Here is a 12,494-nt window from a genome sequence, read left to right on the forward strand (position 1 = left end):
AAGGTATCGGTAAAATTACGTTTGTCCTGCGTATGCTGGTGGTTTATTCATTGGGGATGGTGTGATTGGATTGCAGTTGTTCGACGAGCGCTCCGGCATAGGGGAAATGTTGGGGAGAAGGCATCTGGTACTTGATCGGTTTAAATATTTTGAGTGCGGGGAGGTAAATTTTTTCTGTATTTCTGGGGGTGATGGATCGGAGTTTTTTTTGGATATTCCAATTGCGCTCCCTAAGGTGATTGATGAAAAATCAAAGTATCAGTACGCTGGACTAACACTTGAGGCGGCCCCGGTTGTGCGTGAGCGTTATAAGGGACGGAAGGCAGCGCAGCTGATTGTGCAGTCTCCTGCTGATCAGGGCGGAAGCTGGTATAGCCTTACCGTTGTTGAGGGAGTGGGTGTGGTCGATTTTTATATTCCTCGCATGCGTGCGACAAAATTTGCCACCGGGGATTTAATGGAATTGAAAGGTCTTACTTGCTACTTGGACTCTGAAAAGGGAATTTTTTCCAGAGTCAAAATTCGCGGCAAATCGTCGACAAAAATTTTCTAAATCTCCTGGGGCTTGCGCCTGGACTGGATCTGAAGGGCAGTCTCAGATCTCATTTCTTTTAATAGTTCGAAGGTCTGCGAATCGCCATATTGGGGCTAGATTCGCTTCTATGGCAAATTGCCAAGAAAGACAGGAGGCCCGTCAGGACAACTACAAGCCAGCGTTGCGCCTAGGGGAAAAAGCCTGCCAGTACGACGAACTCGCTCCTCGGGGGCGGCACCTCAAGAGGCGCATTGCGCCAGCCATCGCCCGTTGAAGTCGTGGCGAACGACTTGAGCATCCATTGCGGTGCCTCGGTCACACAGCCCAGAGTCCAGCCGCTGCATGAGTGCCCCGCTTGAAGCGGTCGCGGCCTCGAACTCCAAGCCTGAACGCATCCACCGCCACACGTGCCCTGGGGCCGTGGTCCGCGAACCCCCAGGAGTCGTGCGTCTGAGCCTTGCGAGGGCTGACGCCGACTCGGTGTTTCAATGTTCAACTTCTTTAATATTGCAATCATGTACTATTGAAGAATGAGTGAAGAGACACTTTTGGACACCGAGTTCGCCATCCTGGGCCTGCTCGACGAGGTGGGTCCCGCGTCCGGCTATCGCGTGCTGACGCTGGTGGCCGAACGCGGGATGAACGAGTGGGCGGGCCTGAGCGCTTCGAGCGTTTACAACAATCTCAGAAAGCTGTGCCGGTCGGGCCTGGCGGCTTCGGTGCCTGACCTGGAGAAGAACGGCCGGGGACCGGCCGGTTCTTTGTATTCCCTCAGCGCCGAGGGGCGCAGCGTGCTTCGCCGCCACCTCGGCGACGCGCTGGTCCATGCGAAGGAGCAGTCGCCCGCCTTCAAGCTGGCGCTGGCCTTCAGCGGCGCTCTGTCGGCGAAGCGCCTCGCGGCCTTGCTGGACCAGCGCCAGGCCGTTCTGCGGGACCGGTGCGCCCAGGTCGAGAAGGTGCGGCGACCGCTGCAGGACAGCGGGAAGGAGCCGCGTTCGGCCACGCTGCTGTTCGAGTACGTGTTGCAGGGGCTGGCGCACGAGCTGCGCATGGCCGAGCACCTGGCCCAGATTTCCATCAACGGAGACAAGTCGTGAGCATGCACAAGATCGAGGGCTTCGAGCCCATGGCGGGCCAACACTGCGAAACCGTGACCACGGGCACGCTGCTCAAGGCGGCAGGGGTGGTGCTTTCCGAGCCCATGCTCTTCGGCCTGGGGGAAGGGTTGAGCTTCATCTTCCTGAATCTGGCCGCGCTGCCGCTGCCCTTCGTCGGCGGGCGCGTGAAGCCCTTCGAACTGACGCTCAGCCTGTGCCGCAACATCGGTGCCACCTGTGACGCGGCCGAGACGGGCTCCAAGCCCAAGGCCTGGGCGAACCTGGAGGAGCCCATCCTGCGCGGGACGCCGGTCGGCCTGCAGCTGGACTGCTATTACCTCGACTACTTCAGCCATCCCGTGCACTTCGCGGGCCATTTCGTCGCCGCCTATGGATTCGACGAGTCCGAGGTGCTGGTGGTGGACACGGTCCAGCAGGGCACGCTGCAGCGCGCACCGCGGTCCAGGGTGGAAGAGGCCCGCTTCGCCAAGGGCCCGATGGCGGCGCGCGCCAGGAGCTGGACCATCACGGCGCCGGCGAAGCCGGTCGATCTGCCCGGCGCGGTCCGCGCCGCGATCGGCGCCAATGCCGAGGCCTACCTGAACCCGCCGTTCCAGGGCGCGTCCTATCTGGGCATTCGCAAGATGGCGGCGTCGCTGCCGACATGGCTGAAACTCAGCAAGAGCCCGGAGCAGGATCTTGCGCAAACGGCGCTGATGATGGAGCGCGCGGGCACCGGCGGCGCGATCTTTCGCAATTTCTACCGGGACTTCCTGGCCGAGGCGCGGGACCTATTGCCACAGGACCAGCGCTTGCTGCGAGAGGCCGAAGGCCTCTTCGGCGAAGCCGCCGCGGGATGGACGGCCATCGCGGATCTCATCGGCCGGGCCGGTGCGCAACAGGACGCGAAGTCGCTCCACGAGGCTGCCGGCCTGTGCACCCAGGTCGCCGACCTCGAGGTGGCGGCCATGCAGCGGCTCAGCCGCGTCGGCGACTGAGCGGGCATGGCCGCCGGCCCCCGGTCGATGGGGGCCTGCATCCTGGCGCTCGGGCTGCGCTCAGAACTTGTGCCGCATCCCGGCCAGCACGGTGGTGACGGTGCTGCTGGTGCCGTTGGCGGCCATCTGCGCGATCATGCCGTCCTTCAGCTGGGTGCTCTGCAGCGCGATGTAGACATCGCTGCGCTTGGACAGCAGGTAGTCGGCCAGCAGCGAATAAGTGCGCGCCTTGCCGTTGCCGTCCGGCGTGGCCACGCCCTTGGCATTGGTGGTGCCGGTTTGCTTTTGATCGTAGTAGGCCAGATGCAGCGCGAACTGGGGCGTCAGCGCATAGCGGCCGCCCAGCCACCACACGGTGTTCTTGCGACCGAAACCGCCGGCGGACTGGAAGTCGTTCTTCACCTGGGCGGTGCCCAGGTAGGCGGTGAAGTCGCCCAGCGTGTAGCTGCCGCCCAGGGTCAGGCCGGTGGCCTTGGCACTGGCGTTGTCGCGCGTCTCGTCGTAGGCGGCCTGGGCGCTGAAGCCGCCGCCGCTGTAGCCCACGCGCAGGCCCAGGCTGCTGCCTGCGCGGGTGCTGCCCGCCTGCTCGCCCAGGGCGACCATGGCGCCCACCAGCAGGCCGTTGGTCTCCAGGCTGTACTTGACCGCGTTGTCGCGGCGCGCATTGACCACCTGGTAGTCGGCGAACTTGAGCGCCGGCGCATCGCCGCTGTTGCCCAGCGGCGTGAAGTTGGCGAACTGCACCGGGTCCAGGTCCGACTGCGCGTCGTAGGAAACCGTGGTCTGGCGGCCGACCGTGACCTTGCCGAAGTCGCCGGACAGTCCGACCAGCGCTTTGCGCGAGAAGGACTGGGCGCTGCTCTTGTTGGCGCCGGTGTCCACCGCGAACTGGTTCTCCAGTTCGAACACGACCTTGAGTCCACCGCCCAGGTCCTCGCTGCCCTTGAAGCCGTAGCGGCTGCCCTGGATGCCGCCCGAGATCAGGCGATTGGCCTGGCCGCCCGGCTGGCCGCTGGTGGTCTGCACCGCCGCGTCGACCAGGCCATAGATCGTGACCTGGGCCTGCGCCTGGCCGGCGAGCGCGCCGGTCGCCATCAGCGCCAGTGCGCCCACATGCTTGCTCTTCATCGATTACTCCGTTGTAGATAGGGAAGGAACAACGGCGAGCACTCTAGAGAGCGTCGATGACCGGCCCTTGTCAGGCGGCCAAAATCGGCGAAGGCGCGATTCGGCGGATTTGGGGGATCAACGAGCGTGAGCGGTCCTGTGGGGATGCGGTGCCGGCCACGCCCGGGACGCGCAAAAAAACCCGGCGCCGCCGAAGCGGCACCGGGTTGCAGGATGGGGCGGATCGGCTCCGCCCCGCGGGGGCATTTAGAAGAAGCCCAGCGCGTTGGGCGAATAGCTCACGAGCAGGTTCTTGGTCTGCTGGTAGTGGTCCAGCATGGCCTTGTGGGTTTCGCGGCCGATGCCGGATTCCTTGTAGCCGCCGAAGGCGGCGTGCGCCGGGTAGGCGTGGTAGCAATTGGTCCACACGCGGCCGGCCTGGATGGCGCGGCCCATGCGGTAGGCGCGGCTGCCGTCGCGCGTCCACACGCCGGCGCCCAGGCCGTAGGGCGTGTCGTTGGCGATCTGCAGCGCCTCGGCCTCGTCCTTGAAGGTGGTCACGGCCAGCACCGGGCCGAAGATCTCCTCGCGGAAGATGCGCATCTTGTTGTGGCCCTTGAACAGCGTCGGCTGGATGTAGTAGCCGCCGGCCAGGTCGCCGCCCAGCTGGGCGCGCTCGCCGCCGCACAGCAGTTGAGCGCCTTCTTCCTTGCCCAGCGCCAGATAGCTCATGATCTTGTCCATCTGCATCGCCGAGGCCTGGGCGCCCATCATGGTGTCGGTGTCCAGCGGGCTGCCCTGCTTGATCGCGGCGACGCGCTTGAGCGCGCGCTCGACGAAGCGGTCGTAGATGGATTCCTGGATCAGCGCGCGGCTGGGGCAGGTGCAGACCTCGCCCTGGTTGAAGGCGAACAGCACCAGGCCTTCGATGGCCTTGTCCAGGAAGTCGTCGTCGGCGTTCATCACGTCATCGAAGAAGACGTTGGGGCTCTTGCCGCCCAGCTCCAGCGTGGCCGGGATCAGGTTGCCCGCCGCGGCCTGGGCGATCACCTTGCCGGTGGCGGTGGAGCCGGTGAACGCGATCTTGGCGATGCGCTTGCTGGTGGCCAGCGGCATGCCGGCTTCCTTGCCGTAGCCGTTGACGATGTTCAGCACGCCGGGCGGCAGCAGGTCGGCGATCAGCTCGGCCAGCACCAGGATGCTCACCGGCGTGGACTCGGCCGGCTTGAGCACCACGCAGTTGCCCGCGCCCAGCGCCGGGGCCAGCTTCCAGGCCGCCATCAGCAGCGGGAAATTCCACGGGATGATCTGGCCGACCACGCCCAGCGGCTCGTGGAAGTGGTAGGCGATGGTGTGGTGGTCGATCTCGCTGAGCGCGCCTTCCTGGGCGCGCACGCAGCCGGCGAAGTAGCGGAAGTGGTCGACGCACAGCGGGATGTCGGCGTTCAGCGTCTCGCGGATGGGCTTGCCGTTGTCCACCGTCTCGGCATAGGCCAGCAGCTCCAGGTTCTGCTCGATGCGGTCGGCGATTTTCAGCAGCACATTGGCGCGCTCGGCCGGCGGCGTCGCGGCCCATTTGGCGGACGCGGCGTGTGCGGCGTCCAGCGCGCGCTCGATGTCGGCTTCGCTGGAGCGCGCGGCCTGGGTGTAGGCCTGGCCATTGATCGGCGTCACGACGTCGAAGTAGCGGCCCTCCACCGGCGGCACGAACTGGCCGTTGATGAAGTTGTCGTAGCGGGGCTTGTAGGTGATCTTGGCGCCGGGGGTGCCAGGGGCGGCGTAAAGCATGGGTCTGTCTCCTGTATGGGGTTGGCCCGCGGCGCAGCTGTCGCGCGGACTCGGCACAGGCATAGCGAGTCGCGTGCCAGCCCGGTCTTTGCGCCGGGTGACGCGGGTTTGCCGCGAAACCGCGTGCCACGGCGCCCGGTCCTCACGGTCGGCGGCGCCGCGTGGCACAGGCTTGGCGGCACAGCGGGAACGGACAACTGTCACGAAATGGAACAGCGTGGGCGCTGTTTGCGTGGGTTTGATCGGAAATGCGCCGGCGGGGGCCCCTGGCTGCTAGCCTTGCGGTTCGCGCCATCGTTCGTGGCGCAGAGCCCGACCACGGGCCGAACAGGAGACATCGCCATGCAAGCACGGCCCACCACGCCCCGCCTGGCTCCGGAGCGCGTCCGCGAAGCGCGCCGCCAATGGCTGGAACAGGGCAGCCTCGCCCCGGGGCTGATTCCGCCCGAGCTGGCGCGCAGCTGGGACCGCAGCCGCGAGCACGGGCTGCAGCCGCTGGGGCGCATGCCGGGCGCGCCGCATGCGTCCGGGCCGCAGCTGGCGCGCGCGCTGGAGGAGCGGCGCGCGCTGGTGTCGCATGCGCGGCCGGTGATGGCATTTCTCAACGAGCAAATCCAGCACAGCGACAGCCTGGTGATCCTGTCCGATCCCCAGGGCATGCTGTTGCATGCGCTGGGCGACGATGGTTTTGCCGACCGCGCGGCACGGGTTGCGCTGCGCCCCGGCGCGATCTGGAGCGAGCAGTGGCGGGGCACCAACGCCATCGGCACGGCGCTGGCCGACGGCTCGCCGGTGGTGGTCCACGGGGCCGAGCACTACCTGGACCGCAACGCCTTTCTGACCTGCGCGGCGGCGCCCATCGTCGACCCCGGCGGCGCGCTGCTGGGGGCGCTGGACATCTCCGGCGACCGGCGCGGCTACCACCGCCACACGCTGGGGCTGGTGCGCTCCGGCGCGCGCATGATCGAGCACCAGCTCTTCGAGGCCCGCCATGGCGCGGGCCTGCGGCTGCGCCTGCACGCACAGCGCGAAGGGCTGGGCACGGTCACCGAAGGACTGCTGGCGCTGTCCGAAGACGGCTGGATCATCGGCGCCAACAGCGTGGCCTTGGCCTTGCTGGGGCTGTCGCGCACCGCAATCGGCGCGACGCGCGCGGAACGCGTGCTGGGGCTGGGCCTGGAGGAGTTGCTGGGGGGGCCGCTCGCGGCGCTGGGCACGCCACGCCAGCTGCCGCTGCCGCAGGGCGGGCCGCTGTGGATGGCCGTGGAGCCGGGGCGCACCTTGCGCCATGGCGTGGCGGCGGCCGCCCTGCGCACCGCCCCCGCGCCGGCGCCAGCGCCGGCCGTCGAGGCCGCGGCACGCCCGGCTCCGGTGGAGCGCGATGCGCTGGCTGCGCTGGACAGCGGCGACGCCGCGATGGCGCGCGCCGTGGGCCGGGCGCGGCGCGTGCTGGGCAAACCCATCGCGCTGCTGCTGCAGGGCGAGTCGGGCGTGGGCAAGGACGTCTTCGCGCGTGCGCTGCACGCGGCCGGCCCGCGCGGCGACGGGCCGTTTGTCGCGGTCAACTGCGCGGCCATGCCCGAAGGGCTGATCGAGGCCGAGCTCTTCGGCTACCGCGGTGGCGCCTTCACCGGCGCGGCGCGCGAGGGGGCGCCGGGACGCATCCGCGAAGCCCACGGCGGCACGCTCTTCCTCGACGAGATCGGCGACATGCCCTTGTCCATGCAGGCGCGGCTGCTGCGCGTGCTGCAGGAGCGCCAGGTGCTGCCGCTGGGCGGGGGCAAGCCGGTGGCGGTCGATTTCGCGCTGGTCTGCGCCACCCACCGGCAGCTGCGCGACGAGGTGGCGGCCGGCCGCTTCCGCGAGGACCTGTACTACCGCCTCAACGGGCTGGCGCTGCAGCTGCCGCCGCTGCGCGAACGCAGCGATCTGGCCTTGCTGGTGCAGCGCCGGCTGGCCGAGCTGGCGCCCGGGCGCGCGCTGGCGCTGGAGCCGGCGCTGATGCAGGCCTTTGCCGCCTATCGCTGGCCGGGCAATCTGCGTCAGCTCGACAACGTGCTGCGCACGGCCTGCGCACTGCTGGACGAGGCCGAATCGCTGATCGACTGGGCCCATCTGCCCGACGACCTCTGCGACGAGCTGCAGGCGCTTCAGGGCGCGGGGGCGTCCGCCGAGCGCGAACCGCCGCCCGCCGCGGACCTGCGCCGGCAGGCACTGCGCAGCGTCGAGGCGGCGCTGCAGGACAGCGGCGGCAACGTGTCGGAAGCGGCGCGGCGGCTGGGCATCAGCCGCAACACCCTCTACCGCAAGTTGCGTGAACTGCGTACAACGTCGCATCACTGAATCGGGGGAAGTGCCGGTGCGCACGGCCGGCCAGGATGGCGACAATCGCACGCTTTGCGTTTGCCGACTCGCGCCGCTGCGGCGCGGGCCGACGTCCATGTTCCGGCCGCTCTCCCATCGACTCCTGTCCTCGCCCGCATTGCCCGCCCGCGGCCGCCTGTTGTGGTCGCTGCTGCTGACGCTTGCGGGGATGGCGGCCGCGTCGGCGTCGCCGACGGGGGAGGGGCCGTCGCTGACGCGCATCCGCGAAACCGGCGTGATCGTGATGGGCTACCGGCCCGCGTCGCCGCCGTTCTCCTACCTGGACTCCAACCTCAAGCCCATCGGCTACTCGGTCGAGCTGTGCGAGCGCGTCGTCGGCGCGCTCAAGCAGCGCCTGCGCCTGCCCGACCTGGAGGTCAAGCGCATCGCGGTGAGCTCCGCCACGCGGCTGCCGCTGATGGCCAACGGCACGCTGGACCTGGAGTGCGGCATCACCACCAACACCGCCGAGCGAGCCAGGAGCCAGGCCTTCTCCATCACCATGTTCGTCGCCGAGACCAAGCTGCTGACCCGCGCCGGCGAGCGCGTGCAGAGCCTGGAGGAGCTGCGCGGCAAACCGGTGGCCTCGACCATCGGCACGACCAGCATCCAGTTCCTTGCCCGTGCCAACGAGCAGCAGGGCCTGAACCTGCGCATCCTTGCCGGGCTGGACGACCCCGAGGCCTTCCAGTTGCTGCGCAGCGGCCGCGCCACCGCCTTCATGATGGACGATGTGCTGCTGCGCAGCCAGGTGGCCCAGGTGGCGCTCAGCACGCCGGGCGAGGCCTATGAGATCTCCGACAAGGCCCTGACGCTGGAGCCCTATGGCATCGGCATGAACCGCGACGACCCCGGCTTCAAAAAGATGGTCGACGAGGTGCTGGTGGCGCTGTACCGCAGCGGCGAAATTCACGCCATCTACAAGCGCTGGTTCGAATCGCCCATCCCTCCGTATGGCGTGAACCTGCGCATGCCGATGAGCGAAGCCTTCAAGCGCGTCATCGCCCGGCCCACTGACAGCCCCGATCCGGCCGCCTACCGCTAGCGCCGGGCGGCGGTGCTCACGCGTTCAGCGGAAGGTCTCCAGCTGGATGCCGTGGCGGTGCAGCTTGTCGTACAGCGTCTTCTTGGCGATGCCCAGCAGTTCCATGGTGGCGGGGATCTTGCCTTGCGTGCGGCGCAGCGCCTGCTCGATGAGGGTCTTCTCCACCAGGTCCATCTGGCGTGCGAGGTTCAGCGCCGGCGGCACCTCCTGCAGCGCGGCGCCGCTGTCCAGGTCGTCCAGCGCGAGCACGAAGCGGTCGGCGGCGTTGCGGATCTCGCGCACATTGCCCGGCCAGTCGTGCGCCATCAGGTCGCGCAGCCGCTCGGGCGTCAGCTCCGGCGCGCTGCGTTCGTAGCGCGCGCAGGCCTGCGCGACGAAGTGCTGGAACAGCAGCGGGATGTCCTCGCGCCGCTCGCGCAGCGGCGGCAGCTGCAGCGTGGCGATGTTGAGGCGGTAGTAGAGGTCGCTGCGGAAGCGGCCCTGTTCACCCATCTCCTTCAGGTCGGCCTTGCTCGCGGCGATGAAGCGCACGTTGATGGGCATCTCCTCGTTGGAGCCCAGGCGCTCGACGCGGCGCTCCTGCAGCACGCGCAGCAGCTTGATCTGCAGCGGGATGGGCATGGTCTCGATCTCGTCCAGCAGCAGCGTGCCGCCGTTGGCGTGCTCGATCTTGCCGATGCGCCGCTTCGCCGCCGAGGTGAACGAACCCGGCTCGTGGCCGAACAGTTCGCTCTCGAACAAGGCTTCGGGCAGGCCGCCGCAGTTGATCGCGACGAAGTTGCGGTCGCGTCGCGCGCTCTGGTCGTGCAGGCAGCGCGCCACCAGCTCCTTGCCGGTGCCGGTCTCGCCCAGGATCATCACGTCCGCCGAGGTGGAGGCGAGGTTGAGGATCTGGCGCCGCAGCTGTTGCATCACCGCGGAGGTGCCCAGCAACGCCGCCTCGATGCCGCTGGCGCGCTGCAGCTGCTGGCGCAACTCGTCGGCAGCGTTGCGCAGCGTGCGCAGGTCCAGCGCGCGCCGGGCCGTGTCCACCAGGCGCTCCGGGGCGAAGGGCTTCTCGATGAAGTCATAGGCGCCGCTGCGCATGGCCTGCACCGCCATCGCCACGTCGCCATGCGCGGTGATCAGGATCACCGGGATGCCGGCGTCGGTGCCCACGGTGTGCTCCAACAGCGCCAGCCCGTCCATGCCCGGCAGGCGCACGTCGGTGATGACGATCAGCTGGGCGCCGGCCTGGATGTGGGGCAGGGCCTCCTCGGCGCTGCGGCAGGGCTGCACCGCGAAGCCCTCCAGTTCCAGGGTCTGGGTCAGGCTGATACGGACCGGGGCGTCGTCCTCGACGAAGACGATACGGTATCCCTCAAACATGCTCTTCCTCGTGGGGGTCGGGGGCGGTCCAGCTGGACACGGCCAGGTCGAACTCGAAGCTCATGCCTTGCTCGAGTCGCTCCGCGCGCAGGCTGCCGCCGAATTCATGGACGATTTTCGATGAGATCACCAGGCCCAGCCCCAGGCCTTCGCCGGCGGGCTTGGTGGTGAAGAAGGGTTCGAACAGGTGGGCCATCTGCGCGTCGCTCATGCCCGCGCCGGTGTCGGTCACGCGCACCAGCACGCGCCGGCCCTGGTCCTGCTCGGTGGTGGCCACGCGCAGCACGCGCTGCGGCTCGCGCGCCATCGCGTCGATCGCATTGCCCATCAGGTTGACCAGCACCTGTTCCAGCCGGTTGCCGTCGCAGCTCACGCGCAGGCCCTCGGGGATCTCCACTCGCAGCTCGACGTCCAGCTCGCGCAGCCGGTGCTGCAGCAGCAGCTGCGCGTTGCGCACCGCGTCGCGCAGCGAGATCGGCGCCATCACCAGCTCGGCCTTGCGCGCGAAGCTCTTCAGCTGGCGCGTGATCAGGCCCATGCGCTCGACCATCTCGTCCATGGTCTTCAGGTTGTCGGCCACCGCCTGCGGCCGGCCGACTTCCAGCAGGCGCTGAGAATTGCGCGCCAGCGCGCGCAGCGCGGTGAGGGGCTGGTTGACCTCGTGCGAGATGCCGGCCGACATCTGGCCCAGCACGGCCAGCTTGCCGGCCTGCACCAGCTCGTCCTCGGCCTGGATGCGCTGCGCGATCTGGCGCTTGAGCTCGGCGTTGGCGCTGCGCAGTTCGGCCGTGCGGTGGTCCACGATGCGCTCCAGCTGCGCATGGGCCTGCTGCAGCTCGGTCTTGGCTTGGAAGAGTTGGTGCAGCGCGCGCCGCCGCGAGGCCAGGTAGAGCGCCAGCAGTCCCAGCGCCGCGCCAAAGGCCGCGCCGCTCCAGCCCGCCTGGCGCGCCTGGCGCCAGACCTCGGTGGGGTCGGACAGTGCCACCAGCCGCAGCCCCAGCGGCACCAGCAGGCGTTCCTGCGCAAGCAGCTGAGGGCCCTGCACGCGCGCGCTGACGGTCTCGTGGGCGCTGGTCGGTGGCACGCGCACCAGGCTGCCCTCGCCGCCGGCCGGCAGCCCCGCCGGGATGCCCATGCTCTGCAGCGAGGTCGGCGGATAGCGGCCGCTGGCGCGCAAGACCTGGCGCTGGTCCTCGTCGGCCTCGCCCATCACGAAGTACTTCCAGGCCGGCACCGAGCTCATGATGATCACGTCCTGCTCGTCGGCGACCAACAGCTTCTCGCCCTGGCTGCGCAGCCCCAGGTCCACCCAGGTGGCCTCCAGCGGCGCCAGGCTCACGCGCACGACGATCACGCCGCGCAGCTGCTCGTCGCGCCACAGCGGCTGCAGCAGGTAGTAGTCCATGGTGGCGGTGCGCGTGTCGCTGGCGAAGAAGTGGCGCAGGTCCTGCGCGATCGCCGCCGGCAGCCGCGACGGAGGCGGGCTGTCGTCGCTGGCGGCCAGCATCTGGCCGTCGGGGCTGGCGATGAAGATCTGCATCGTGCCCGCGCGCACGTTCACGCGCGCCAGCCACTGGTCGGCGCGGCGGCGCAGGCCGGTGTCGGCGGGGTTGTCCAGCAGGGCCTGCACCAGCGGGTCGATCGCCAGCATCGCCGGCAGCGAGGCATGGCGGCCCAGCTCGGCCTCCAGGTTGGAGGCATAAAGCTCCAGCCGCTCGCTGGCCAGCGCGGCCAGGTGCGACATGCCCGCGCTCTGGCTCAGGCGCTGGCCCAGCACCAAGCCCAGCACCATGAGGCCGGCGGTCACGTAGATGAAGAAGCTGGGCCGGCTCAGGCGGCGGGCCAGGGCGGTCTTCAGGTCGGCGAGGCGGGCGAGGTGGAGCATGTTGGGGCGCGCGGGGCTCGTAGTGTGCCCAATCCGGCCGCCGCTGTGAGCAACGGCGTAGCGCCGTGCCGGGTCTTGCGGAATCCCGCACCGGCTTTGTGGGCCGAGTGCGGATTTCCGCCCTGTTTGCCGGGCCCCAGCGGGCTCTGGCGGGTCCGCGGATGCCCAAAGAGGGCATTCAGCGCCGGATTTCTCGGTGATTACCCTTGAGTTGGCTCAACTGGCACAGGGGTTGCGAACGTCATGCCATCACGGCGCGAGCCGTCTCAATCTGGAAGCTGGGGTTTCAATGGAGATACTTTTTCAG

9 protein-coding genes are annotated in these 12,494 nt (G+C 68.5%); 5 read left to right on the forward strand and 4 right to left on the reverse strand.

Going from position 1 to position 12,494, the window contains the following annotated elements; translation table 11 throughout:
* Positions 1-76: 76 nt before the first annotated feature.
* The 3 genes from LZ017_RS03665 (at position 77) to LZ017_RS03675 (ending at position 2,630) form a co-directional block, all read left to right on the forward strand.
* Positions 77-553 (forward strand): hypothetical protein, encoded by a 477-nt coding sequence (locus LZ017_RS03665; protein WP_241298664.1) that lies wholly within the window; start codon positions 77-79, stop codon positions 551-553.
* A 530-nt stretch (positions 554-1,083) separates the two neighbouring features.
* On the forward strand, positions 1,084-1,632 hold the full coding sequence (locus LZ017_RS03670) for a PadR family transcriptional regulator (protein WP_241298665.1): 549 nt from the start codon (positions 1,084-1,086) through the stop codon (positions 1,630-1,632).
* Positions 1,633-1,634: 2 nt separating this feature from the next.
* Positions 1,635-2,630: a BtrH N-terminal domain-containing protein gene (locus LZ017_RS03675; RefSeq protein ID WP_241298725.1), complete on the forward strand. Its 996-nt coding sequence runs from the start codon at positions 1,635-1,637 to the stop codon at positions 2,628-2,630.
* A 60-nt stretch (positions 2,631-2,690) separates the two neighbouring features.
* Here the strand turns inward: LZ017_RS03675 and LZ017_RS03680 are convergent, their stop codons facing one another.
* Positions 2,691-3,758 carry a porin gene (locus LZ017_RS03680; RefSeq protein ID WP_241298666.1) on the reverse strand — a complete coding sequence of 356 codons (1,068 nt, stop codon included), beginning with the start codon at positions 3,756-3,758 and terminating at the stop codon, positions 2,691-2,693.
* 246 nt (positions 3,759-4,004) lie between these two features.
* A complete protein-coding gene (locus LZ017_RS03685) occupies positions 4,005-5,525 on the reverse strand; it encodes an aldehyde dehydrogenase family protein (RefSeq protein WP_241298667.1) in 1,521 nt (506 codons plus the stop codon).
* A 342-nt stretch (positions 5,526-5,867) separates the two neighbouring features.
* On the opposite strand from LZ017_RS03685, the gene LZ017_RS03690 reads away from it, so the two are divergent.
* Both LZ017_RS03690 and LZ017_RS03695 read left to right on the forward strand, forming a co-directional pair.
* Complete coding sequence (locus LZ017_RS03690; protein WP_241298668.1) at positions 5,868-7,868, forward strand: sigma-54-dependent Fis family transcriptional regulator; 2,001 nt, start codon at positions 5,868-5,870, stop codon at positions 7,866-7,868.
* 97 nt (positions 7,869-7,965) lie between these two features.
* Positions 7,966-8,934 carry an amino acid ABC transporter substrate-binding protein gene (locus tag LZ017_RS03695; RefSeq protein WP_241298669.1) on the forward strand — a complete coding sequence of 323 codons (969 nt, stop codon included), beginning with the start codon at positions 7,966-7,968 and terminating at the stop codon, positions 8,932-8,934.
* A 24-nt stretch (positions 8,935-8,958) separates the two neighbouring features.
* On the opposite strand, the gene LZ017_RS03700 is transcribed toward LZ017_RS03695, so the two are convergent.
* Both LZ017_RS03700 and LZ017_RS03705 read right to left on the reverse strand, forming a co-directional pair.
* Positions 8,959-10,302, reverse strand: coding sequence for a sigma-54 dependent transcriptional regulator (locus tag LZ017_RS03700; protein WP_241298670.1), 1,344 nt, complete (start codon positions 10,300-10,302; stop codon positions 8,959-8,961).
* Positions 10,295-12,187: an ATP-binding protein gene (locus LZ017_RS03705; RefSeq protein WP_241298671.1), complete on the reverse strand. Its 1,893-nt coding sequence runs from the start codon at positions 12,185-12,187 to the stop codon at positions 10,295-10,297. The genes LZ017_RS03700 and LZ017_RS03705 overlap by 8 nt, the downstream gene beginning before the upstream one ends.
* Between the last annotated feature and the right edge of the window lie 307 nt (positions 12,188-12,494).

Source organism: Pelomonas sp. CA6 (assembly GCF_022549225.1).
Lineage (GTDB): Bacteria > Pseudomonadota > Gammaproteobacteria > Burkholderiales > Burkholderiaceae_C > Roseateles.